At 42.3% G+C, this 23,031-nt stretch carries 24 protein-coding genes; 16 read left to right on the top strand and 8 right to left on the bottom strand.

The window, feature by feature from the left end:
- The first annotated feature begins 4 nt into the window (after window positions 1-4).
- The 16 genes from DDT91_RS12185 (at window position 5) to DDT91_RS12110 (ending at window position 13,447) form a co-directional block, all read left to right on the top strand.
- Window positions 5-670 (top strand): hypothetical protein, encoded by a 666-nt coding sequence (locus tag DDT91_RS12185; RefSeq protein WP_255502102.1) that lies wholly within the window; start codon window positions 5-7, stop codon window positions 668-670.
- Window positions 667-1,320 (top strand): hypothetical protein, encoded by a 654-nt coding sequence (locus tag DDT91_RS12180; RefSeq protein WP_187176465.1) that lies wholly within the window; start codon window positions 667-669, stop codon window positions 1,318-1,320. The genes DDT91_RS12185 and DDT91_RS12180 overlap by 4 nt, the downstream gene beginning before the upstream one ends.
- Window positions 1,317-1,979 (top strand): hypothetical protein, encoded by a 663-nt coding sequence (locus DDT91_RS12175; RefSeq protein ID WP_187176464.1) that lies wholly within the window; start codon window positions 1,317-1,319, stop codon window positions 1,977-1,979. The genes DDT91_RS12180 and DDT91_RS12175 overlap by 4 nt, the downstream gene beginning before the upstream one ends.
- Window positions 1,976-2,758 carry a hypothetical protein gene (locus DDT91_RS12170; protein ID WP_187176463.1) on the top strand — a complete coding sequence of 261 codons (783 nt, stop codon included), beginning with the start codon at window positions 1,976-1,978 and terminating at the stop codon, window positions 2,756-2,758. Before DDT91_RS12175 ends, DDT91_RS12170 begins: the two co-directional genes overlap by 4 nt.
- Complete coding sequence (locus tag DDT91_RS12165) at window positions 2,755-3,909, top strand: plasmid transfer protein (protein WP_187176462.1); 1,155 nt, start codon at window positions 2,755-2,757, stop codon at window positions 3,907-3,909. The genes DDT91_RS12170 and DDT91_RS12165 overlap by 4 nt, the downstream gene beginning before the upstream one ends.
- 2 nt (window positions 3,910-3,911) lie before the next feature.
- Complete coding sequence (gene traK, locus DDT91_RS12160) at window positions 3,912-4,520, top strand: conjugative transposon protein TraK (RefSeq protein ID WP_187176461.1); 609 nt, start codon at window positions 3,912-3,914, stop codon at window positions 4,518-4,520.
- Window positions 4,498-4,929 (top strand): hypothetical protein, encoded by a 432-nt coding sequence (locus DDT91_RS12155; RefSeq protein WP_187176460.1) that lies wholly within the window; start codon window positions 4,498-4,500, stop codon window positions 4,927-4,929. The genes traK and DDT91_RS12155 overlap by 23 nt, the downstream gene beginning before the upstream one ends.
- Window positions 4,919-6,142, top strand: a complete 1,224-nt coding sequence (gene traM / locus DDT91_RS12150) for a conjugative transposon protein TraM (protein ID WP_187176459.1) — start codon at window positions 4,919-4,921, stop codon at window positions 6,140-6,142. The genes DDT91_RS12155 and traM overlap by 11 nt, the downstream gene beginning before the upstream one ends.
- Before the next feature lie 6 nt (window positions 6,143-6,148).
- A complete protein-coding gene (gene traN / locus DDT91_RS12145) occupies window positions 6,149-6,985 on the top strand; it encodes a conjugative transposon protein TraN (RefSeq protein ID WP_187176458.1) in 837 nt (278 codons plus the stop codon).
- A gap of 32 nt (window positions 6,986-7,017) precedes the next feature.
- On the top strand, window positions 7,018-9,009 hold the full coding sequence (locus tag DDT91_RS12140; RefSeq protein ID WP_187176457.1) for a type IV secretory system conjugative DNA transfer family protein: 1,992 nt from the start codon (window positions 7,018-7,020) through the stop codon (window positions 9,007-9,009).
- 12 nt (window positions 9,010-9,021) lie between these two features.
- Window positions 9,022-9,654: a M23 family metallopeptidase gene (locus DDT91_RS12135; protein WP_187176456.1), complete on the top strand. Its 633-nt coding sequence runs from the start codon at window positions 9,022-9,024 to the stop codon at window positions 9,652-9,654.
- A gap of 10 nt (window positions 9,655-9,664) precedes the next feature.
- Entirely contained in the window at window positions 9,665-10,591 is a 927-nt protein-coding gene (locus DDT91_RS12130) for a DUF4099 domain-containing protein (protein ID WP_187176455.1), read from the top strand.
- Entirely contained in the window at window positions 10,569-11,234 is a 666-nt protein-coding gene (locus DDT91_RS12125) for a hypothetical protein (protein WP_187176454.1), read from the top strand. The genes DDT91_RS12130 and DDT91_RS12125 overlap by 23 nt, the downstream gene beginning before the upstream one ends.
- A gap of 39 nt (window positions 11,235-11,273) precedes the next feature.
- Window positions 11,274-12,395 (top strand): hypothetical protein, encoded by a 1,122-nt coding sequence (locus DDT91_RS12120; RefSeq protein WP_187176453.1) that lies wholly within the window; start codon window positions 11,274-11,276, stop codon window positions 12,393-12,395.
- 86 nt (window positions 12,396-12,481) lie between these two features.
- Complete coding sequence (locus DDT91_RS12115; protein WP_187176452.1) at window positions 12,482-12,976, top strand: hypothetical protein; 495 nt, start codon at window positions 12,482-12,484, stop codon at window positions 12,974-12,976.
- A 249-nt stretch (window positions 12,977-13,225) separates the two neighbouring features.
- Entirely contained in the window at window positions 13,226-13,447 is a 222-nt protein-coding gene (locus DDT91_RS12110) for a hypothetical protein (RefSeq protein ID WP_187176451.1), read from the top strand.
- Between the two features lie 137 nt (window positions 13,448-13,584).
- On the opposite strand, the gene DDT91_RS12105 is transcribed toward DDT91_RS12110, so the two are convergent.
- From DDT91_RS12105 to DDT91_RS12070, 8 genes are all read right to left on the bottom strand, one after another.
- Window positions 13,585-14,268, bottom strand: coding sequence for a hypothetical protein (locus DDT91_RS12105; RefSeq protein ID WP_187176450.1), 684 nt, complete (start codon window positions 14,266-14,268; stop codon window positions 13,585-13,587).
- The gene (locus DDT91_RS12100) at window positions 14,255-15,187 is read right to left on the bottom strand and encodes a hypothetical protein (protein ID WP_077353362.1); all 933 of its coding nucleotides are present in this window, start codon (window positions 15,185-15,187) and stop codon (window positions 14,255-14,257) included. The genes DDT91_RS12105 and DDT91_RS12100 overlap by 14 nt, the downstream gene beginning before the upstream one ends.
- A complete protein-coding gene (locus DDT91_RS12095; RefSeq protein ID WP_077353363.1) occupies window positions 15,184-15,531 on the bottom strand; it encodes a hypothetical protein in 348 nt (115 codons plus the stop codon). The genes DDT91_RS12100 and DDT91_RS12095 overlap by 4 nt, the downstream gene beginning before the upstream one ends.
- Before the next feature lie 122 nt (window positions 15,532-15,653).
- A complete protein-coding gene (locus DDT91_RS12090) occupies window positions 15,654-17,264 on the bottom strand; it encodes a type I restriction-modification system subunit M (RefSeq protein WP_187176449.1) in 1,611 nt (536 codons plus the stop codon).
- Window positions 17,264-18,586 (bottom strand): restriction endonuclease subunit S, encoded by a 1,323-nt coding sequence (locus DDT91_RS12085; protein ID WP_187176448.1) that lies wholly within the window; start codon window positions 18,584-18,586, stop codon window positions 17,264-17,266. The genes DDT91_RS12090 and DDT91_RS12085 overlap by 1 nt, the downstream gene beginning before the upstream one ends.
- Window positions 18,579-19,628: a YhcG family protein gene (locus tag DDT91_RS12080; protein ID WP_187176447.1), complete on the bottom strand. Its 1,050-nt coding sequence runs from the start codon at window positions 19,626-19,628 to the stop codon at window positions 18,579-18,581. The genes DDT91_RS12085 and DDT91_RS12080 overlap by 8 nt, the downstream gene beginning before the upstream one ends.
- Entirely contained in the window at window positions 19,621-22,617 is a 2,997-nt protein-coding gene (locus tag DDT91_RS12075; protein ID WP_187176446.1) for a type I restriction endonuclease subunit R, read from the bottom strand. The genes DDT91_RS12080 and DDT91_RS12075 overlap by 8 nt, the downstream gene beginning before the upstream one ends.
- Window positions 22,610-22,807 (bottom strand): helix-turn-helix transcriptional regulator, encoded by a 198-nt coding sequence (locus DDT91_RS12070; protein WP_077353368.1) that lies wholly within the window; start codon window positions 22,805-22,807, stop codon window positions 22,610-22,612. Before DDT91_RS12070 ends, DDT91_RS12075 begins: the two co-directional genes overlap by 8 nt.
- Window positions 22,808-23,031 lie beyond the last annotated feature (224 nt).

The raw sequence follows: 23,031 nt of genomic DNA, 5'->3' as shown, positions 1-23,031 counted from the left end.
GACCATGATGAAGAGCTTGAACATACTGGTATTTCTGATCCTCTCGGGATCTGCTTTTGGGCAGACTGTCTATGTAGATCCTGCGGTAGCGGGAGCAACTGCGGCACATTCTGCGGTGATCAATTCCCAGTTGAATGCCACCAATGAACGATTGACTTTGATTGAGCGGGGACAGCTGGCGATTACCGGAAATCTGACGATTGTCAACACGATGCAGGACAAAATCTATAAGGGACTTTCTGAGGTCAGTTCGATTTTGACCAATCTTTCCAATGTGCAGGAAATCGCACGAATAGCCACCGGGATTTCGAGTGACCTCAGTCAGGTGATGGACTTGGCCGGAGAGAATCCAGCTTTACTCCTGTTTGCCGAACGGAATGCTTCGCTCTTTCAACAAAGGGCCACTTCTCTGGCATTGGAGGTCAGTTCTTTTGTGCTAAAAGGAGGAGAAAATAACCTCATGGACGCAGGAGAACGGTCCAAGCTGATCAATCAGATTTTGACTGAGATGGTCATCCTGAGATCCTACTCTTATGGAATGTATCGAGCCATGTATTTCGCCCAGATGAAAGGATTTGTGAGGGCCTTAAATCCTTTTCAAGGGTACATCAACGTGGATATCCAGCTTGCGCAGGATATAGCCAGAAAAGCCAAAACTCTGCAACGATGAAATTATTTTGGCTTTTACCTTTCCTTTTGTTGGCAAGCCTTGGGATAAGTTTTGCCCAAACCAATGTGGCTCTTCTCCATCAGCTAGTCGAGGAGTCTAAGTCTGAATACAACCTTCAAAAAGAGGCGAAAGAAAATCAGGGAAGGAACGCGGTCAACGAGGAGGTCAATACCAATTTGGTCAAGTCTGTAAAGGAGAAATACCGAGCCGTTCAAGACAGATTCGCCAAACTCTCGATAGTTATCGATGCTTTTGGAATTGGTGCTGCGGCTGAGCCCTTGGTCAACTCCATTATTGATAACCAACAGCAAATCGTTTTCTACTGTAGCCAAAATCCTGAGTTAGTATTTTTTGCGGTAGAGTCTGAAAAAGTTTTCGTCGAAAGATCCTATTCACTTTTGAATTACCTCTTTGGCCTATCGGCAAGTATCGGAGTGGTCAATCAGATGAAAGTTTCCGAAAGAAGAATCCTTTTCCAACACATTTTGGATGAGCTGAGGGAGATCAACGGGCTTTCCTACACTGTTTCCAAATCACTTCAACACTATCTGGAAAGGAAGCGAGGGATCAATCCCTACCTACAGTATGTGGCAACGGAAATGTCTTTGGTAGAAGAAATTATTCAAAACGCCAAAACCCTAAACCGATGAAGTATCTCCTTTTACTTTTCAGCTGTTTCGTGGTGGTTGAATCCTATGGGCAGACCGTAATATTTGACAGAGAGCATTTTTCGACAGTCAATGCCAATGCTGCGGTACGAAATGCAAGTGAAATAGGGTATCACCAAACCTTGAATATCATCAGGCAAAACACCGATGATATCATTCTCAATTCATCCAGCCTGGCACTGGTTCAAACCATGATTGTCAATTCCCTGACCCAAATTAATGAAGGATTCAAGGATGCGATTCAGGTGAGGATGATCGCTGAAACGGTCTTGGATATCAGTTCCATTTCTGCAGAAGCTTTCCGGTTGGCGGCCGATAATCCCATCCTTTTTCTTTTTGTGGAAGAATATACTGTCCAGGCGAAAAACAGAAGTCTCAACCTGGCCACGGAAGTTTCATCCCTGATTCTCAAAGAGGGCGATAACCTCCTGATGAATTACAATGTCCGAGATGAGCTTCTCGATTCAGTTCAGAAGGAATTACAGGTAATTCTTGCCTTGGTAATCGCTGCAAAAAACAGCATCTACTGGGCCAAGACCAATGGGATAATCCGATCCCTCAATCCCTACCAAGCCTATATCAATCGTGATTTAGGATTGATCAATGAAATCAATATCAAACAGAAAATACTTACCCGATGAAGCCTACTCTCTCATTTTTGATCTTTTTTTCTGTTTGTATTCACAGCTACGGACAGACTCCCATCCATGATAGAGCGATTGTCGCTCAGCAGGAGCGAATGGTCTTTAAGCAGTGGGATGAAGATAAATTCTATCCCGAACCTAACAGATTGCTTGGAATTCCAACGAATCCGCTTTGGTATATCACCTGGGGCTTGCATCCCAATTACCCGGATCTGGACAGAAGGCCTTTATCTCCAAGAGGAGAACAGACTCAAAGGCTGGGGTTGGCGGCAGCCATGCAGATTTCATCCAACTACTACAAGCAGCACTCAGATACGGTCAAAAACTTGGCAGCAGCGGAGATGGCCCGCATTTCAGGTGCTTTTTCATCAACAGATCCGCTATACCAATTCTATTATAAGCGAGAGCTGAAGCCTTTGGAAAATCCTGAAGCTTCAGCTTTTCAGGGCGTTTCGCCAGAAGTAATACAGTATATGACTGATCATGGGGCATACCAATGGTATTTAAACAACATGGCGTCGCTTTCAGAACGATATGAGTTTGCCAAGAGCCTGGATATGGAAAGGGGGCAACGGATTCTGATGTATCACAGAATCATGCTTGAAATGAGGGATGTCCTTAAAAAGTGGCAATACAAGCTGGATATGTCTTCCAATATGCTTGCCTTCCGAAAGCTGAACCAGCGGAAAATCAGCGGAGGGATTATCCTTTCAGATCCAAAATGCGAGGAGGATAGAGCCAAGAAAATTGCTAACCAAACCCAAATGCTGAAATGAAGAAGCTGATCACAGGACTATCAATTTTCCTTGGGGTATCCATCTTCGGATTTGCACAATCGGCCAACCATGACCAGTACAAGGAGACCATAAGCTATTTGCAGGGAAACAGCATTTATGACAGAGGAGTGATGACCTTTTTTGAAGAAATGAGGGATTATGGCTTTGCTCACTCCGACCCTTTCATGAGGGATGCTCAGACCTTGGCCTGTATTTTCATGCTGATTTTTTTCAGTCTGAAATGCTATGAAATGATGGCTGGGGACAAAAAGCTTGAAATTATGCCCCTCCTGAGACCGTTTGCCTTGGTAATTCTTTTGATGTGGTGGCCAATTTTCTGCCAGATCATCGCTTTTCCTACTGATTTGATCGCCGCCAAAACAGAAGCCCTGTTCGGAACCCAAAACGATATCAATAATGGGTTGCGACTTGACCGGGCGGCCTACATGATCGAGATGGCCGATCAGCTGGTAGAATATCAGGCAGTGACCGAGATGGCATCTGAACAGGCGCAGGAATCCGATAAGGACTTGGGGACGGTGATTGTGGATGGGGTAAAGGGATTTTTCTCCGATCAGATTTTAGCCCCTATTGTCCAAATGCGGATTAGGATGCAAACCAGCCTTCAACTGCTCGCTACCCAAATTATCGAATTGGTGGCCATCTGGATTCTGAGAGTGTGTGTCTATATCATTTTCATGTTGCAGATCATCTATTCAACTGTCTTGGTGATCCTTGGCCCATTTTCAGTGGTGGTGAGTATTCTTCCAGCCTTTCGGGATGCGTTCACGACTTGGATAGCCAGGTTTGTCTCCGTAAACCTTTATGTAGGAGTGGCTTATTTGATTCTCTACATCACAGGAAGGCTTCAGCAATATGCTTTGGAGGTTGAGATAGACAAGTATGAATACTTGCTTTCAACCGGGGGTGGAGCGGATCGGCTTGAAAAAATGGCTTGGCTGGCATCCAATGGTTTTTTGAGTTTCGGGCTGGTGATTGTAGCATTTTTTGTAAGTGCCATTGCCATTACTACCGTGCCCTCGATTTCCACTTGGATCATTTCCACTTCAGGAATCTCCTCGGCAGCAACCACCGCCGGAAGGATGGGATCTTCTGCTTCAAAATCAATTTCAAGAGCTAAACTAATCTAACCATGATCATCCAAAACATTGAATCCAAAATCAGATTGGCAACGGTTCTTTCCTTGGGAAGTCTGCTTTCCTCAATCATTATCTGTGGATTTGTTTCGGTTTACGCTTATAAACAGGTAGCCAATGCTAGGCAGTCCATTTATATCCTGGACAATGATATACCCATTTTGGCCAAGCAGACCAATATGCAAATGAATAGGCCAGCTGAGTACAAAGCAGCAGTGGACTTATTTCATAGCCTTTTTTTCAACCTGACTCCAGACGACAAGCACATCGAATACCAAATAAGCCGGGCCATGTACTTCGTGGATGAAACAGGAGTCGGTCAATACAATAACCTGAAAGAAAAGGGCTACTTCAATTCCATTCTCTCGTCAAGTTCGGTGCTTTCTATCCAGACAGATTCGATTGTCCTAGATCAAAACAGGTTCCGGTATTACGGCAAGCAAAAGATAGATCGAAGAAGTGCCACGATCACCAGATCGATCATCACTGAAGGTGAATTGGTAGATATCCCAAGAAGTGAAAATAACAGCCATGGGGTATTGATCACGAATTGGAAAACCATTGAAAATAAAGATCTGAGCAATGTTTCGAAAAACACCTTCTAAGAATCGGGAGACTAGCATTTTCCAAGAACTGAAAAATGAGCTTTATCCTCACTTGGCGGGAGTAAATGGCCATTTGAAAGGGCTGATGGATCGATATGCCAATATCATTTTTTGTGGCATGCTCCTTCTCATCGTAACGTCTTTCATCCTGACCTTTTTTGTGCTGAAGCCTGACTCGGAGAATCAGGCTAACAATTTCAAAAAAGAGCTAAAAGCTATCCCAAGAGAGCTTTCAAATGAATTTTCAGCCTTGCAGGATTTGACCCTAAGGGCTGCGAAAATGGCGGAGTTAAAGACTGAGATCGAACGGATTATCACTCAGGATTCCATATCAAAAACGGATTCCGCCTATCTGGAAAAAGCAATTGAGCAACTGCAATACTTTAACAACCACTCTAATGAAAATTGACTTCAAACAACCCAAATACATCCTGCCAATAATCATGCTCCCGTTTTTGTGCTTGCTGTTTTACGGGTACAAATCCTTCAGTAAAGACAGTTCGGATGAGCCTGTTCAGGGGCTCAGTGGAATCCAATCCGAGATTGGCAAAGTGTCGGAACAGATCCAGAAAAAACCGCTTGATTCCAAATTGGATGCTTCCAGAGAAACCTATAAAAGGGCAAATGATGGATACACGGCAATCAAAGGCTTGGAACTCGAGGTGGAAGAATCCAGCCAAATCAAAACGCTGTATAACGAGGAAGAAAAAAGGCTGCTGGATTCCATAGACAACGCTTTAAAAGGTGCAGGTCTCTATTCGGGAAAACCCGATGTGCCAAATGCTTTTCCTTCTGTTATACCAACACCTTCCAGACAGCAAAGCTTTTCCAAGGAAGATGAAGAATTGCTGAATGCCATCAATCAGCTGGAAGGAAAAAAGACCCAAGTTCCCGCCAACAGATACGAAGATCCCATGGATCTATTCAAAGCTCAAATGGCTGTGATAGACTCCATTTCCAAAGCGAATGATCCGGCTTATCAAGAGCTACAGCAAAAAGAAAAGGAGAGTCAACCCGTAGCAAATGAGACCGAAAACGTGGTTTATCGAGTCCAGAAGTCAGAGGGGGCCGCAACCTTATTCAATACCGTCACTAGAGAAAAAAAAGGAAAGTTCATCGAGGCAATCATTGACCAGGATATCAAGAGTGGTACCCTAGGAGCTAGATTGAGAATCCGACTTTTAGATGATATCCTGATCGGAAATGCCATTGTGGGCAGAGGAACTTACCTCTATGCCTTGATTTCCGGATATGAAGCTCAGCGGGTGAAACTGACCATTTCTTCGGTCATGATCAATGATCGAATCTTCCCGATTAAACTCTCCATCTATGACGTTGATGGGATGGAGGGTCTGTATGTCCCGGCCAGTGCCTTTCGGGAATTCTCCAAAGAACTCGGAGGAAATACCACCGGGGGAATGAATCTGACCATGCAGCCAAACTCAGACGAATTGAGTCAACTGTATATGTCTGCGCTCCAACGAATGTTCACCTCAACATCCCAAGCCGTTTCCAAATCCATCAAAAAGAACAAGGCCAATATCAAGTATGGAACCTCTGTCTATCTGATCGATACCCACGAATTGCAGGAAAACGGAAAAATGATCCAAAATCAAAACTGACTTACCATGAGACAAAAGATTATAACCTTAATCCTTTGGGCGATATCCATTTCGGGCTATGCCCAGCAAAACGGAACGCTGCTGAAAAGCCAACTTCCCAAGATCTATATCGACGAGGAAATCTCGTTACACTTTCTTTCTCCCGAACCCATTCAATATGTGGATATCTCGACCGATAATATGATCGGGGATATTCCATTGGAGAATGTGTTTCGGGTAAAAGCAATACGGGACAGTGTTTCCAATCTCAATGGATACAATAAGTCTTTGGGAGTGGTTACCATTATCGGGCAGAAATTCATCGCACAGTACGATTTATGGTATGCCCATGATGAGCGACAGCTGAAGACTCAAATCGAAATTCTTCCTATCCATACCAATCCCTTGGAGGTCGGTAAAATTCCCATGAGTGACCAAGAGCTTCGGTATTTTTCAATAGAGGCATTTAAAAGGAAGGAGAAGGACAACATCGCCAGAAGCAGTCAGTATGGGGTTTCCGGTCAGGTGAACAGTATCTACACGGTGGACGATTACATCTTTTTGGACATCTCCTTTATCAACAAGACCAATCTCAAATTTGACCTGGACCAGTTGAGGTTTAAGATCGAGGATAAGCGAATTACCAAAGCAACCAATGTCCAGTCCATTGAGATAGAGCCGGAATACCAGCTTTTTACTCCGGAGAGCTTTGAGAAGAAATACCGCAATATCTACGTGTTCAAAAAGTTCACCTTCCCCAATTCCAAGGTGTTCACCATCGAGCTTTCCGAATCCCAAATCAGTGGAAGAACGCTCTCCTTGGAGATCAAGTACGCGGACCTTTTGGCGGCAGACACACTTTAAAAATGATTTTTCCCTTCAACTGAGCCTTTGCCATGAATGAGAAAAGAGAATTAAAAAGCCTTCATGCGACCTTTCAATTCATTGTTTACCTGATGGTGTTTTTGGACATTCTGATGTTTGTCTATGCCCCACAGTTGTTGGCCATGGATGGGATGGAAAGGTTTCTTTCTCCCCTTTTCGAAAAGCTCCAAAACCTGAAGATTTACAGCAATGTTCTTCTTGGAAAAGTTGCCATTTTGATAGCGATTTGCCTTTCAGCCATTGGTACAGTTGCCAGAAAGAACCTGGATTTAAACCCGAGAAATCAGATCATTTTTCCTTTGGCCATTGGGTTGATGCTATTCTTTGGTTCGATCTATCTCTTCTCGCTGGAAGATTCATTTTTGGTGTTGGACCTCACTTCCATCCAAGACCTCGGGTACAGCCTGTCTTTATTTTTAGGGGCGGTTTTGATCCATACCTCATTGGACAATGTGTCGAAATTGATCAAATCGGGACTCGGAAAAGATGAATGGAATATCGAAGGGGAATCCTTCATGCAAGACACCAAAAAAATCGAAAATCCCTATTCCGTCAACATCCCCATGAAGTTCTATTTCAGGGGAAAAGTCCGAAAAGGCTGGATCAACTTGGTCAATCCTTTCAGAGGGACTTTCGTGATCGGAACCCCAGGTTCGGGAAAGTCATTTGGGGTGATCAATCCCTTTATTCGACAGATGATTGGGAAGGGATTCACCATGTGTCTCTACGATTTTAAGTTTCCTGACTTGGCTCAGATTGCCTATTTCCACTATCTCAAAGCTCAGGACAAAAAGAAAAATCCAAATTTCAAATTCCATGTGATCAATCTGGACGAGGTAGAATATTCCAGGAGGATCAACCCGATCAACAGAAGGTATTTGAAGACTGTGGCCAATGCTTCGGAAACCGCAGAAGCTATTTTTCAATCCCTTCAAAAGTCCGATTCATCCGGAGGAGCAGATAAGTTTTTCGAGCAATCGGCAATCAACTTTCTCTCCGCCTGTATATTTTTTGTTTCTCGATATGAGGAAGGCAAATATTCCACATTCGCCCATGTGCTGGATTTTCTCAACAGGGACTACGAGGATATTTTTAACTGTCTGACCAAATATCCCGAACTCAGATCCATGGTGTCTCCCTTCCGAAGTGCCTTTGAAAAGAAGGTTTACAAACAGCTGGAAGGGCAGGTCGGTACCCTGAAGATTTTTCTTTCCAGACTGAATACCAAAGAAACAGCTTGGGTCTTCAGCGGGGATGATTTCGACCTTAAAATCTCGGATCCAAATAGTCCATCTATTCTGGTTCTTGCCAACAGTACCGAAACGCAGAGTATCACCGGTACCTGCTATTCGGTGATCATCAATCGACTGACCCGATTGATCAATACCAAAGGGAATTTGCCAACCGCTTTGATAGCGGATGAGGCGCCGACCTTTTACATCCATAAAATCGAAAATCTGATTTCTACTGCCCGGAGTAATAAAGTAGCGGTTTTGCTTGGCTTACAGGAACTGCCCCAGTTAAACCAGCTTCAGGGAAAAGATACAGCATCGACTATGACCTCGGTGATCGGAAATGTCCTTTGTGGCTCAGTTCGCCATAAGGATACGCTGTCTTGGTTGGAAATGATGTTTGGTAAGCGAAAGCAGCTGGGGCAGAGTGTTTCTATTGATCGGGACAAAACCTCGATTTCGTATAGTGAGCGATATGATCCACTGATTCCTGCAGGAAAAATAGCGTCCATGCACACCGGGGAGATTGCAGGAATTATTGCAACGGAAGGGACTCAGTTTGACGGGAAATACAAAACCTCCAATGTTCATTGTAGAGTCAATTTGGACATGAGAGAGATCAAGCAGGAGGAAAATTCCTATCGAACTACTCCGAAATTCTATGATTTCCAAGGCAAGAAAGAAGAGATCCTGACCAAGCACTTTGAGAAAATCCACCGTCAGGTTACTGAGATTATTGAAAAGCACAGGGAAATGGCAGTGATAGATTAAATCATTGAAATCATGCTAAGGAACCTATCGATCATATCTCTTCTTTTTGTCGCTCACCAGGCATTTCCACAGTTCAATTCCATTGAATACCGAAAGGAATTGGCCTCGGTGAACGTGATCAATTCCGCTGAAAACAGGCAAGACGCGAAGAGATTCGAAATTCAGCCTTTGTCCCAACCAGACCTAACGATAGAAAAGAAGGAAGAACTTGTCCTCGCTTCACTTCCCTTGGAGGATTTTTCACTGACTTCGGAGTTTGGCTACCGCTCCGATCCATTTTCCGGAGAAGCGAAATTTCATCGGGGAATCGATCTAAAAACCAATCGTTCAAGGGTGCTTTCCATGCTCCATGGAATGGTTGTGTCGGTGGGCAATGATCCTCTTTTGGGAATTTTTGTCAAGGTTCAACACGGCAATTATGAATCGATCTACGGTCACCTTTCTCAGTCTCTCGTAGCAAAGGGCGAGCGCGTCTTACCGGGCACCATCTTGGGGATTTCCGGAAGTACGGGAAGAGCTACCGGCGATCATCTGCACCTGAGCATCAAAAAGGGAAAGGAATATGTCAATCCAGTCTTATTCATTCAATTGATCTCAAGACTATCGACCAAAGATGAGGCAATCACTTATTTAACAAAACCATAAAGCAAGCAATATGAAAAGCCAAAATGGATTACCGATGAAGGATTTGGAGATTTTTGGAGTATTCAAAAACGGAAAATTTACCATCCCAGAGAAAGAAGTCAATGCCCTGAAAAATGGCGGAATGACCGATATCGTGGAATTAACCGACCTGAAAGGGAAGGATATTTACATCGATAAATTACCGGCTAGACTCTCGATAGTTAGGGGAGAAGATGGGAATCCCGCCTTGAGGATTGATCCGGTTTATAGGGAACCGAATCTACATCCAGATTTGAATGAAGCTGAGCGGAATCAGCTTGTCCGAAAGGAATTGGCCAACATCAAGAAAAACTATGTGGACAAAGAAGGGAACATTCAGACCGAAATCATCGAGTACGATCAGCGAACCAAACAATTTCTCTCCTACAACCCACGAGACATCAAAGCTCCTCAATCCGTCAATGGGCAAGAACTCGATCCACAGCAAAAGAAGAAATACAAGGAAGGGGAAACGGTACTGTTGGCAGATGGAACAGCATTTCAACTTTCGCCATCTGCTCCAAAAGGCCTCAGATCAAATAAATCCGGCTTAGTCCTTTCGGTTTTGCTGGATGGAGGCTTGTCCTACTTATTGATCACCAGTGTTCAGAAATTGCTCGGAAAGGAAGGCCAGGAGGAAAAAGCGTATAGCGAAGGATACCTTCAAGCCATCAAGGAGGTTCAAAAACAAGTAGAGCGCCGAATCGCTAGAAACCCAAAAGACAGAGATGCAATTCGTGATTTGAACAACATCAAGGAGGAATATTCCAAAATTTCAGCTGATTCCTCACTCCCAAAATCGGTTAGGGACGACTTTGATATCAATGACATCAAGCGGCTAAACAGCATCGATACGGAAGAAGGAAAGAACCCAAGAAAACGCTCCGAACAAGACAATGGCTTTGACCGAGACCTTTGATATTTTGAGCTACAAAGGAGTGGATAAGGCTATCCAAAGTCTGTTTTCCAAGTTTGCCCATCAGGATCAAAAGGGCCAGATCATTTTTGACTTCTTTGATGAGCAAGGCGAGAAAGTGGATGCTGAAATCTTAAGCCTTTACCGGAATAAACAGGCTTCGAGAGGGATTTCTGTTCTTAATCTTTCAGAAGATTCGCGGACAATTTTTGTCTCCGATTCCTATTCTTCCCTGATTTGTTTTGCTAATCAATTCAAAGGCAGAATCTCCTTTGATGAAGCAGGCTTTTTGATCATCGGGGCTGAGTTTGACTTGAGCTTGCTGACCCAAGCATTCAAAAAGGTTTCAAAAAAGGCCAAGATCAATACGGTTTTTAGTGCTTCGATTTTGGGTCGGGTGATGGATTGTAAAATTCAAGATCTAATTCAAGAGAATAACTGTGCATATTTCCTGTCCAGCGATTTGGTTCACGTTGAAAATCCGAAAAAGGCAAAGCGTTCGGTCGAATCCTTATTCACCCTTTCTCTGCGAACCTATTGCATCTCCCTTGGGGTGAAGCAAACTATCCGAACTTTTAAACCTAAGCAAAAGGGAGTAGAGTCCTTTTATCAGCTTAATCAGATGAGTTGGGAAAATTTCAATTAATACGGTTTTGCTATATTTAAACGCTGGCCACTCAAAATTATGGAGAATAATAATCTTGAATTCCTCAAAAAGAACCTGAAATTCCTTGGCTTTGGCACTTCGTTAAATGCCGCCTTGGAAGCTAAAGTTTCTGAGCGACAGGAGTTCTTTAAAATCGGAGTTTCAGCCGATTTTAATGCCAGGCAAAAAGATGGCATCCTGGGGAAGGACAAGGTTAATTATGAACTGAATTTCTCTAGATCTTCGAAGCCCTACCATTATTTTTTGGATAGCGTAAAAGTCAACCTTAACGATCAGATCCAGAACACTTTTTCGTATGGCAAGGGAAATGACGTGACGGCAAAGGAAGCTTATAATTTGCTCAGAGGAGCTTCTGTTTTGAAGAAGGCCATCCTGACCGACAAGTTTACTTTGAGCTTTATTGACGATGGGGGAATAAGGAGACAGGAAGTACTTGTATCCAGTACAGAAGAGGCTTCCAAGATCATCGCCGAGAATGTAAAGAATAAGATCAATGTCCACGGTTCATACGACCTCTATGCAAAGGGCTACCTGTTGAGATCCTATGATGGGGCAACCGGCAAGGATTTTTCCTCTATGCCTGAAGGCAACGTATATATGTCCTATTCCTACTTTGATAGATCAACCAATCAGCACGAAGCCAGTCATAATCTGTATGACAACCTAAGCTTGGCTTTGGATGCCAAAGATGCCATTCTAAAAAATCCCAATCTTGAGCAGGATATCAAAGGCTTCAAAATTCTGCATGAATCCAAATCGCTTACAATTTTTGAGTTTAATCGGGAAGGCAGTGAAGTGTCGGTAGAAGCCCCAAAGAGAAATGAGAACATTTGGATCAAGCTGGATTTTGACCAAAAGACCGAGGATGGAAATTATGCCTTCAAAAAATTCTACCAGAATTATGGCTTCAATCTGGAATCTGAACTGGGCGGATTCCCCATCAAAGAGCTGGTAAATGCTCAGGAAAAGGAAGTGCTTATTTCCAGTTTAGGCCGGGGAAATACCCAAATGGCTACTTTGGAAACTGGGCAGCCGGTATTGATTGAGGCCGATCCTCAGTTTAAGAAAATCCAGTTTTATGACATGGATTTCAAGAAATTGAACGTTTTACCTATTCAGACTCAGGAAATGGGTAGGTGAGAGGTCCATCCAAACTCAAACCCTTTTTGATTAATGATCTTTTGAATTTATAAATCCCTAATCTTTAAACTAAACCATTTTATACCATGAGAAATTTAAAATACCTGTTAGTCATAGCTGTAGCTGTTTTTTCTTTTAGCTGTTCCTCTGAGGATGAGGAGCCCAAATTGGTGGAGAAAAACGTCACCATCGAAATTGAGATGGGTGGTAATTACGAGGACTATTTGGTGACATTTTCGGTTCACAGCATGTTAAGCGGAACATCCACTTTTGTCGCTCCGGTGTTGGATCAGCCGACCGAACTCAACTGGACTCAAGTGATCGAACAAGGCAATACCTACACGCTTTCTTTTGAGCCTGAAGTCCCGACTATTTTGGCTACTTCCTCAGCCCCGATCCATAGCTTAGGCTTAGTTTTCAATGCCGTTCACTTGGGAGGTGAAGCCGATAATTCTTTCCTGCCACTTTCGGCGACCGTCAATGTTTTGGCTGATGGTGAGGTCTATCGACAATTTGAATATGAGGCTATGCGTCCCGGAGAGGTTTCTGTACCACTTGCAGAAGGGATTACTCTTAATTGATTGTGGCTAATTGCGTCTTTTTCATCTTGCCTTATCCTCGAAGTATTTACATGCCCCATTCCGGTTTTATTCAATTGTATGCACAAAGGTCGGAAGGCCTGTTAGTTTCAAAAAATTGAGGCTTACAGCAGAATTTGCTAAAAACAGGGTCTCCAACGGACTGCCTCCCAGTTTTTAAATTCTAATTTTTTCTCACTTTCCCGGCCATCCTAAATGACCTGCATAAATTTTAACTAAAACCAAAATACTATGGCATTCTCAAAAAAGTACATCGGTAAAGGAAAGCAAGTTGAAAATAGGAACATTGTGGAAGTGAGCCTGAATATGGCAGAGCTTCAAAACCACACCTTCGAATATGAAGGAGAAACCTTCGTCAAGTTCAATGTGGCCAAGCTAAAAGAACCTGATCAGTACGGCAAAACCCACACGGTTTATGTTTCCGTCAAAGACCCAGATTCGGAAGGGTCCTGAGAAAAGCCCGAAAGGGCTTTTTTTATGATCGCTAGACGGTGGGAAATCTAGAGCAGATTAAACCCCTCTACCCGGATTGTTTTCGAGAGGGACACTTTTGATTTAGGCTTTCCTTTAGCACCATTTTGCATTCGCTATTAGGAAGGATCCAGTGCTTTTTGTTTAGTGGTTGTGGTACAAACTTGATCATCCACTTTTGGGTTTTCGTTGGATTGTTTTGAGGAATTCGGAATGAAAAACGTCATAATAATTATACTGATCGTCAAAATTCCAAATCCGATATTTGCTATCTGAAAGCATCTTGCTGCAAATAGTAAATTGTCTCCTTTTTGGTTGTCGAGTTCTGATGATTTATTTACAATATATATTAGGTCCTGAATTTCTTCATTGATGAAATCTATTTCTTTTTTATTGTTTGATATTGTAGAAGTGCTTCTGTTTGGGTACTGATATCTGTTTATTTCAAGGGTCTTTGTAGCTTGAATCACAGCATATAAATAGTGTATCAGTACTACGAGGAAAATGACAGATAGAATAATCCTACCCAGCAAGTTTACTTCTGAGAAACTGTCTATAAGTAGAGATATGAATAAGAAAAAAACTGATGATACAATACTGGCTTGTCCAATCAGTTGTGAATTTTTTGTTTCAATTGTATTTCTTCTCTCAATGTGATTGGCCTCCATTTCCTTAAGATACGCCAGTTTCCTTTCAGCAATTGATATTTTTTTCTCCTTTTTGAACTCCTCTTTAGTTGGAGGAGATTCCTGAGGCACTTTCCAAAACCCTATATACTTTAAATAGTCTTTAATCATTTTCATTACCAGAAAGAAGTGAAATTATGGCGTCTGAAATTGGTAAACCAGTTTCCAATTCAATCCAAGCCCATTGACCGTTTGGATTAACTTCTAAAAAGACGTATCTGCCATCTATATCGTAAATCATATCAATAGCACCAAACGAAAGTCCTAATTTTTCAACAAGCTCGATACATTTTAGTCCTATTTCAGTTGGTAGTGTAAACGGGATTAGCGGAACCTTTTCTTTTCTCCAGTCAATTGAAGTGTTTTGATTAGACTGAGAGTCTATTTTTACCGTAAATAGTTTATTTTTTACTACTGTAATTCTTAATTCATACTGTTTTTTGATTTGCTTTTGGAATATGCACGGGGTTAGGTCAAAATCATGAATATTTTCAATTATTTCGGGTTGGATAATATTTGTGAAAATGTTTTTAAATCCATCGGTCATTTCTATTCTGCCTTGACGTATTGGCTTTATTATTAGCTTTTTTTCGTGATTGTTGTAAAAATTTAGAAATTCGAGATGATTGTTGGTGACTAGTGTCTCAGGAATATGAAACCCGGTATTTCGAGCTTCAGTTAATTGAAGTAATTTGTTTTCTGCCCTATAAATTTTTTCTGGTTTACTAATCCAAACTTTAGGAGAAAGAATTTCAAAAATATTACTGAATAGTGTTTCAAAATCTTTAAGTAAGTATAATCGTTCTTGTGAGTTGATCTCGTCAAATGCAGGAAGCTTAAATCGTCTGAACCACACTGAATCAAATTTCGAATTCCCAACAATATTCAAGGGATTGCTTGAAAGAGGATTTATGGAGTATAGTGTAGAAAAAATGTCTTCACAATTTAATCTGTAGTACTCAATTTTCTTTCTATTGAGCTTTTCAATTAAAAAGTCAGCTGTGTAGTCTTCCTTATGTGTAATTATGAGGATCATCTGTCTGAGTCGCTGGATTCAGACATTTTTGTTAGGGTGTTAGTGTCCAATAGGTTCCTAAGGTTGCCCAAGTCAAAATCACTGTCAGTGGTTTCAGAGTTTGACAGGCTTTTAGTACTTGTTTCGAGCAAGGAATTTAATCCCCGGTGACCATCATAGTCATTGTCAGTACCTTCACTTGAAACTCTTGTGTGAGTTTGGGTTCCCAGTGCTACTTGAGAAATAGCGGGAATATTAGTGCCAGTTAATACAGAAAGATTTTGGGTTTTTGAATACTCGATAATAGAGTAATCAAGATCTGCTTCACCATTGTTTTCAGCAAATTTTAGTATTAGTGGTTTCATAAGGTCCTTTTTTCTTAGGCAAGATATTGATCTTAATATATTTAGAAAGGATTGAATTAGATCCTGGATTTTTATTGGTTTTAATCTTTTTTAAAATACCGTGATTATAGTCAGGTGAAAAATCATATCCCCGCCAACCCCAATTCCCTCAAAAACTCATTGTGGGCTTTTTGTGCGGCTTCGATTTTCTTGTCGAGTTGGGCCAATTTGGCGTGAACGGCCCGCAGATCAATCTGCTCCTCTTCCTGAGAGGTGCTTACATACCTGGAAATATTGAGATTAAATCCGTTTTGCTCGATCTCCTCCATGGAAACTTTTCTGGAATAGCGATCCTTCTCTTTTCTGAATTTGTATGTTTCAATAATGTCTTGAATATGCTTTTCATTCAGGGAGTTTTGGCGTTTTCCTTTGTCAAAATGCTCCGCTGCATTGATAAACAATACATCATCCTGCTTCTTGCATTTTTTCAGGACGAGGATACAAACCGGAATTCCGGTAGAGTAAAAGAGATTGGAAGGCAGACCAATGACGGCATCGATATAATTATCCTGTAATAGTTTGGTTCGGATCCGCTCTTCAGCTCCTCCGCGGAATAGTACCCCGTGAGGTAGGATGATGGCCATGGTCCCTTCTTTGGAAAGAAAATGAAAACCGTGCAACAAAAAAGAAAAATCTGCTGCTGACTTGGGAGCCAAGCCGTGACTTTTAAATCTGAAATCCTCTGCCAAGGTATCATTGGGTTCCCATCGCAAGCTAAACGGAGGATTGGCTACGATGGCATCGAATTCCGTCTTTTTAGCTGGATTTACCTCATTTAGGACATCCCATTGATTGATAAGGGTGTCCCCATGAAAAATCTCAAACTCGGTATCCTTCATGCCATGCAGAAGCATGTTCATTCGGGCTAGGTTGTAGGTGGTGATATTGTTTTCCTGCCCGTAGATTTTGCCTACAGTTCCGCCATTTTCTTTGATTCGTTTTCTGACATTCAGTAGGAGCGAGCCCGATCCGCAGGCAAAATCCAGCACCTTATCCAATTTACCTTTCTTGCCGGTCGCGGGATCTTGGCTATCGAGAGCTACGATTTCGGAAAGAACCGTGGAGATCTGCTGAGGGGTATAGAACTCTCCGGCCTTTTTACCTGAACCTGCTGCAAACTGACCAATCAGGTATTCATAGGCATCTCCCAGTGTATCTGAATCGGTAGAAAAGTCAGCGATTCCCTCGGATATTTTTTGGATGATGCTGCACAGCTTTTTATTTCGCTCTGTCGGAGTTTTTCCCAGCTTTTCAGAATTCAGGTTGATCTCTGAAAACAATCCCTGGAATGAATTGTCAAAGGATTCATTTTCGATATAGCGGAAACCATTCTCAAGGGTTACTAACAAATCTCCTGAATGGGTACGGGCGAGTTCGGTGATGTTGCTCCAAAGGTGCTCGGGCTTGATCACATAGTGGATTTTTTTCCGCATCTGTTTTTCAAAGTCGGGAATGTCCTCCTCATTGGATTCGTACCAGACGGATAGGGGAGTTCGCTTGTCATCCTCCTCCAAAATGGGATAATCCGAACCGAGTTCTTTTTTGGCTGATTCGGTATAGTTATGGGAAAGGTATCTCAAAAACAGAAAAGATAGCATGTAATCCCGGAAGTCATCCGCATTCATGGAGCCTCTCAAGTCGTCAGCAATTTTCCAAAGGGTTTGCCCCAGTTGCTGTTGTTCTTTTTGTGTCATTAATCTAAATTTTTTGGAAATAAACCCTGTATCAGTCCTTTTTTGTGCTGTAGCAAACGATCTATTTTTTCGGTTTGGGCGGTTATAAGTTTATCAACTTCAGAAAGGCATGCCGCGATTTTTTGTTGTTCTTTTTCGCTTTTTGGAATGAAAAGAGTTAATCCTTTTAGTTCTTCTGATCCAATTTTCCCAGCTCCAATTCCTGTTTTGTCAATAGGGATATTATTCTCATGGGCAAGGAGATTATATAATATGAATTGTTTATCATAGTGTTGTTTCAAAATCAAGGCTTTAACATCTTGATTAAACGAAACAGGTTTCATCGTTACACAAATAGGTACTTTATTAAACAGCATACTTCCTCTAACGAGTATAAGTATTGTACCTTCTTCAACTAGACGAGTTCCCGCGTTTATTGCATGCTCTGTAATTTTTAATTCTGAATCCCAAATCTCTAATTTATGCATTGAGGAAGCGCTTATCCATGGAATTGTTCCATTCCAATAAGATTCCTCAGATTTTGAAGGAGTGCCTCCTGATAATAAAGTTGCTATTTCCCTCAATTTTTTTTCCTCCCACTCCCCATCATCCTCAAATTCCGGAAAGCGAAAGTTCGGTACTGTTTGACCTTCTTGAGGAAAAAGATTTTGCATCAACCCTTTTTTGTGGGCTTGGAGGGCTTCCAACTTTGCTCTATTGGCAGTAATCAATTCATCCAAGGAAGAAAGACAAGAGGCGATTTTTTGTTGTTCTTGTAGATTCCTTGGCAATGGCAATTGAACCTCTTTTAACTCATTTAGTCCAATCCTTTTTCTCGTTGACCCTGTAGATTTTTTTTCAATTACCTTTCTAATTTGTTTTGAATTTAGAAGGGAGTAGATGAAGTATTTTGAGTACTTAATCTCATTCACGACAAATCTTATCCCGTCTGAGGCCATTACACACCTTTCTAAGTGATCAGGTATTATGCATGCTCTCCCAACTGGGTCACCCATTTTGGATAGAATTATGTCGCCTGCATAAATGTTACAGCTTAGTAGTTCATCAGCTTTTTCAAGTGATGTGTAAATTTTATACTCATCCAGAAATTCTCCATCACCAATATTTTGCAATTGTAGGATTCTAATTCCACTGCTCATATAGTCACTGGCCTTTAGATTCGATCCGAAAGGGCCTCCAGTAAAACTCCACTTCACATTTTTATTTGCGATTGAAATTAACGGCTTTTCTTCCCATTCTCCATCCATTTCAAACTCAGGGAATCGAAGCTCTGGGATTAGCTTCGGTTTGTTTTCCACAGAATCAATCATGCGATCACTCATCTCCTTTATTTAGTTTATTCTGGGCGATTTCTATGGCTCGGTGCAGTTTCTGTTCGAGGACTTTGATAGGGGGTAGATGAACCAGGTATTCTGCTACTTTGATATTTCCCCTGTCCAGTTGGAGGAGCTCGATATGTTCCTGATTTTTGGAGGCGCAGAGAATCAGACCTATGGGTGGATTTTCGCCTTCCAGAGTTTCATGTTTTTCCAGCCAGCGAAGGTATAGCTCCATTTGGCCTTTGTATTCGGCTTTGAAGTGACCAAGCTTTAGATCTATGACCACGAGGCTTTTTAGCCTGCGATGGTAAAACAGCAGATCAATGTAATAATCGACTTGATCGATGCTGATTCGCTTTTGCCGGGCTAGAAACGCAAAGTCTGAACCCAGCTCTCCGATGAATTTTTGAAGTTCATTTAGGATAGAGTCTTCCAGGTCTTTTTCGGAATAAGTATCACTCAATCCCAGAAAGTCAAGAAAGTATGGATCCCGAAAGACTAAATCCGGATTGATCGGGTTCTGATTTTTCAGTTTTTCCAAAGAGGATTTGATTGTTTCCTCCGGTTTTTTACTGATGGCTGTTCGCTCATAGAGCATGGAGTCTATCTTTTCCTGTAGGTCGCGCACGCTCCATCGTTCCAGTTTGCAGATTTCGATGTAAAACATGCGTTTCACCTCGGTGTCCATGGGAATGATCTGCCGGATATGTGACCAACTCAATTGTGCACACACTGTGTGCACAATCTCCTCCTCCGGGAAAACTTCAGCAAAGCGTAGGCAATAGTGGATTTGTCGCTTGCTCCATCCTTTTCCATATTCTTGTTCCAGTTGCTTAGACAAGGAGGTGATGATTTCTTTTCCGTATTCTGCCCGTTGGTGCTGAAGAACCTCTTTTTGAAGTCGCTTACCTACCTGCCAGTAAAGTACACTGATAGCTGAATTGACCGTTTGGGCCACCTGTCTTCGGCTCTGATCAATGAGCAGTTTGATTTCGCCAAAAAGAAGGTCAGAGTTTCCTTGGGGGTTAGAAATTTCTTTACTCATAAGCGGCAAGTCCTGATATTTCACGGCCTTCGGCCAGTTTTTTTAATTGGGGCACCAAGTCGTTCATCAAAGCAGCCTCAGCTTTGCTACGCTGTTTCCAGCCCAGTTCCAGCGGTTCCAGTAAATCTGTGAGTTTTTCCCCGTCAAAAATCATTCGGTTCATGATCTGTTCCACAAAGGCTTTCAGGTCAGCAGTCTGCAAACCGTGAGTTTGAGCTATGGCAGCCAACTCCTTGTGGTACTTTTCTACTTTGAATTTCTCAAAGTTTTGCTTGAGCTCATCCGTAGTTTGTCCGGTACTCCAATCCACCTGATTTTCGATATAGTCTGTTAAGTCTTCCTCCTCATCCATCAAGTTGGAATTGGATCGGAGTAGGCTGATCACCTGGGACTTGGTCATTTTCTGCTTGGAAGGCTTCTGCTGGGTGCTTTCTGCGATCAGTCCCATGATGTAATCGTAATCGATCACGGCCGAGGCAAACAGCACAAATTCAAAATCCAGTTGCTGGATATCCTCCGGTGCATCCTCTCCTTCTTTTTGCTGGATTTCCCGGAGCTGCTTGGCAGTCTCCAGGTAGGAACTTCTGAATTCCTGCAAGTAATCCTTGGGAAGAATGGCCTCTATGGTTGCTTTTTGTTCCTCATCCAGATCTGTGTATTGATCTAGTTGGGTTTTAAGTCGCTGTACCTCTTTGAAGTTTTTGACAAAGGCAATCTTTGCCGCATCCCCCCGGAGGTTATACACTTCCTTGGGCTCATTGACCAGATTATGCTCTTGCATAAAATCACCCAAGGCTTCCACTGCTTTTTGGTAATGATCAATGACAACCGGGGCAGGATCCACCATCCAGATTTCTTTGGCTTTGCCTACGTCTTCACCGCAGAAAAGGGTAATGGCTTGGTTGACTGCTTCCTGCTGGGACCGAAAATCCAGCACATTCCCATACGGCTTGGTGTCATTCAACACGCGGTTGGTTCGGGAAAAAGCCTGAATCAAGCCATGGTGTTTCAGGTTTTTGTCCACATACAGCGTATTGAGGTACTTGGAGTCAAATCCTGTGAGCAACATATCCACCACAATGGTGATATCAATCTTGTTTTTGTGCGGGAAATCCTTGTTGCTGTATTTCTGGTTTTTGATTCGGCTCTGTACATCCTGATAGTACAAATCAAACTCGGTGATCTTATGATTTGTGCCAAACTGCTTATTGTAGTCGGCAATGATTTCCATCAGAGCAGCTTTTTTCTCCTCTGGATTCTGCTGATTGTCTTCCTTTTCCTGTGCCAGATCTTCTTGGAGCTGTCGGATATCAGCGGCATTTTTTTGATCTCCGTTTTGAGCTAAAAGCTGGGCAGGAGGAGAGAAAACACATGCAATATTCAGCGGGACAAAATTCGGATCTGCAGCAGTCCTTTTTTTCTGAATCTCTTTGAATAACTGACGGTATTCGATGGCGTTATTGATGGATGCAGTGGCAAAAACCGCATTGAATTTCCGCTGATTGGTAGCTGCATCGTGTTTGTCAAGGATGGCTTCGACAATTTTCTGTTGAGATATCGCTTCCCCTGGCTTGGGATTTTGATCGCCTTTTCCCTTGAAATAATCGATATGAAAACGCAGGACATTCCTATCGTCTATCGCATGGGTAATGGTATAGGCGTGAAGTTGCTTTTCAAAGATTGACTCGGTGGTTTTGTAGGATTCGTATTGATCTTCCCGGACTTTATAAGTCGCATTTTGATCAAAAATTGGGGTTCCCGTAAATCCGAAAAGCTGAGAATTAGGAAAGAAATCCTTGATGGCTTTGTGATTTTCTCCGAACTGGGAGCGATGGCACTCATCAAAAATGAATGCGATCCGTTTATCCCTGAGGGGTTCCAGTCGTTCCTTGTAGTTTCGTTTGTAGGTCCCGTCTAGTGCTAGACCAAGTTTCTGAATCGTCGTTACGATAACTTTATCAGAATAGCTGGTGGAAAGCAACCTTGTCACCAAGGTTTCAGTGTTGGTGTTTTCTTCTACGCTGCCTTCCTGGAATTTATTGAACTCCTCCCTTGTCTGACGATCAAGATCCTTTCGATCCACCACAAACAGGCACTTTTCAATATCCGGATTGTCTTTAAGAAGTGTAGAAGTTTTGAAAGAAGTCAGGGTTTTACCACTACCAGTGGTATGCCAGACATAGCCATTTCCGCGATTTTGCTGAATACAATCCATGATGGCTTTGACGGCATAAATCTGGTAGGGTCGCATGACCAGCATTTTCTTTTCGCTCTCTACCAAAACCATGTACTTGCTGATCATTTCTGCTAAGGTGCATTTGGTCAGAAACTTTGCCGTGAAATCCTGAAGGTGGGTGATTTTTTTGTTGTTTTCGTCGGCTAGCTGATAGATCGGCAAAAACTGTTCGTCTGCATTAAATGCGAAATGTTGATTTTTGTTGTTGGCAAAGTAATAGGTGTTGCTGCGGTTGCTGACGATGAACAGCTGCATAAAGCACATCAATGAATTGCTGTAGCCACTTCCCGGCTCAGTTTTGTACTCGACGATTTGCTGCATCGCTTTGCGTGGAGATATGTCCAGCTTCTTCAATTCAATCTGGACAATCGGCAGGCCATTGATCAGCAAAATCACATCATAGCGATGCTGGCTGTTTTCAGTATTCATCCGCAACTGACTGACGACTTCAAAATCATTTTTGCACCAGTCTTTGATATTGACCAAGGTGTAGTGCAGACCGGTACCATCTTCCCGTTGGAAATACTGTCTCTCGCGAAGCAGTTTGGAAGCCGAAAACACATCCGGCTGGATAATTTCCTCTCGTAATCTTAAAAATTCACTGTCGGTAAGTTGGATTCGATTGAGTGCTTCAAACTTGATTTTGAAGTTCCTTTCCAGGCTTTTCCGGTCGATGATGTCTGGTCGGTGGACGTATTTTAGATCGGTCAGCTGCCTGATCAGATCTAACTCTATTTGATTTTCTTTAGTCATTCAGATCCTCCTTCAATAAATCTTTGGGTTTCACTTCCAAAATTCGGGCGATTTCAAAAAGTACTTCCAATCTGGGCTGCTGACGATTTTGGACATAGCTATTGACCATGTTGTAGCTCTTCCCAAGCTTCTCAGCCAGCCAGACCTGCTTAATTCCTTTCTCCTCAAGTACTTCCTTTATTCGGTTCATATCCGCATAAAATTAGAAGTTCAAAATAGTCTGAAAATCTTAATTATCTCGTTTTTTAAGATGTTTTTGTGTGGATGGTAGGTCTAAGGAGAAAGATTGCCAAGAAATTTCCCCATCCCAAAAACTATCATAGACATCACCAAAAAAAGCCGTCAAGTTATCGGACAGATAACATCGCATCTTCAAAACAACTAACGGTCTCACACAAGAGCCCCCGAAAAATT

Source organism: Algoriphagus sp. AK58, assembly GCF_014324365.1.
In the GTDB taxonomy this organism is placed as follows: Bacteria; Bacteroidota; Bacteroidia; order Cytophagales; family Cyclobacteriaceae; genus Algoriphagus.
This window is presented reverse-complemented; position numbering and strand designations above follow the sequence as displayed.

Bases quoted from the DNA above. Each gene is read 5' to 3' on its own strand.
- DDT91_RS12135 (WP_187176456.1), top strand. From the start codon at position 9,022: ATGCTAAGGAACCTATCGATCATATCTCTTCTTTTTGTCGCTCACCAG.
- traK (WP_187176461.1), top strand. From the start codon at position 3,912: ATGATCATCCAAAACATTGAATCCAAAATCAGATTGGCAACGGTTCTT.
- DDT91_RS12185 (WP_255502102.1), top strand. From the start codon at position 5: ATGATGAAGAGCTTGAACATACTGGTATTTCTGATCCTCTCGGGATCT.
- DDT91_RS12125 (WP_187176454.1), top strand. From the start codon at position 10,569: ATGGCTTTGACCGAGACCTTTGATATTTTGAGCTACAAAGGAGTGGAT.
- DDT91_RS12170 (WP_187176463.1), top strand. From the start codon at position 1,976: ATGAAGCCTACTCTCTCATTTTTGATCTTTTTTTCTGTTTGTATTCAC.
- DDT91_RS12095 (WP_077353363.1), bottom strand. From the start codon at position 15,531: ATGAAACCACTAATACTAAAATTTGCTGAAAACAATGGTGAAGCAGAT.
- DDT91_RS12155 (WP_187176460.1), top strand. From the start codon at position 4,498: ATGTTTCGAAAAACACCTTCTAAGAATCGGGAGACTAGCATTTTCCAA.
- traN (WP_187176458.1), top strand. From the start codon at position 6,149: ATGAGACAAAAGATTATAACCTTAATCCTTTGGGCGATATCCATTTCG.
- DDT91_RS12080 (WP_187176447.1), bottom strand. From the start codon at position 19,628: ATGAGTAAAGAAATTTCTAACCCCCAAGGAAACTCTGACCTTCTTTTT.
- DDT91_RS12140 (WP_187176457.1), top strand. From the start codon at position 7,018: ATGAATGAGAAAAGAGAATTAAAAAGCCTTCATGCGACCTTTCAATTC.
- DDT91_RS12075 (WP_187176446.1), bottom strand. From the start codon at position 22,617: ATGACTAAAGAAAATCAAATAGAGTTAGATCTGATCAGGCAGCTGACC.
- traM (WP_187176459.1), top strand. From the start codon at position 4,919: ATGAAAATTGACTTCAAACAACCCAAATACATCCTGCCAATAATCATG.
- DDT91_RS12100 (WP_077353362.1), bottom strand. From the start codon at position 15,187: ATGATCCTCATAATTACACATAAGGAAGACTACACAGCTGACTTTTTA.
- DDT91_RS12110 (WP_187176451.1), top strand. From the start codon at position 13,226: ATGGCATTCTCAAAAAAGTACATCGGTAAAGGAAAGCAAGTTGAAAAT.
- DDT91_RS12165 (WP_187176462.1), top strand. From the start codon at position 2,755: ATGAAGAAGCTGATCACAGGACTATCAATTTTCCTTGGGGTATCCATC.
- DDT91_RS12120 (WP_187176453.1), top strand. From the start codon at position 11,274: ATGGAGAATAATAATCTTGAATTCCTCAAAAAGAACCTGAAATTCCTT.
- DDT91_RS12130 (WP_187176455.1), top strand. From the start codon at position 9,665: ATGAAAAGCCAAAATGGATTACCGATGAAGGATTTGGAGATTTTTGGA.
- DDT91_RS12085 (WP_187176448.1), bottom strand. From the start codon at position 18,586: ATGAGTGATCGCATGATTGATTCTGTGGAAAACAAACCGAAGCTAATC.
- DDT91_RS12070 (WP_077353368.1), bottom strand. From the start codon at position 22,807: ATGAACCGAATAAAGGAAGTACTTGAGGAGAAAGGAATTAAGCAGGTC.
- DDT91_RS12090 (WP_187176449.1), bottom strand. From the start codon at position 17,264: ATGACACAAAAAGAACAACAGCAACTGGGGCAAACCCTTTGGAAAATT.
- DDT91_RS12180 (WP_187176465.1), top strand. From the start codon at position 667: ATGAAATTATTTTGGCTTTTACCTTTCCTTTTGTTGGCAAGCCTTGGG.
- DDT91_RS12115 (WP_187176452.1), top strand. From the start codon at position 12,482: ATGAGAAATTTAAAATACCTGTTAGTCATAGCTGTAGCTGTTTTTTCT.
- DDT91_RS12105 (WP_187176450.1), bottom strand. From the start codon at position 14,268: ATGAAAATGATTAAAGACTATTTAAAGTATATAGGGTTTTGGAAAGTG.
- DDT91_RS12175 (WP_187176464.1), top strand. From the start codon at position 1,317: ATGAAGTATCTCCTTTTACTTTTCAGCTGTTTCGTGGTGGTTGAATCC.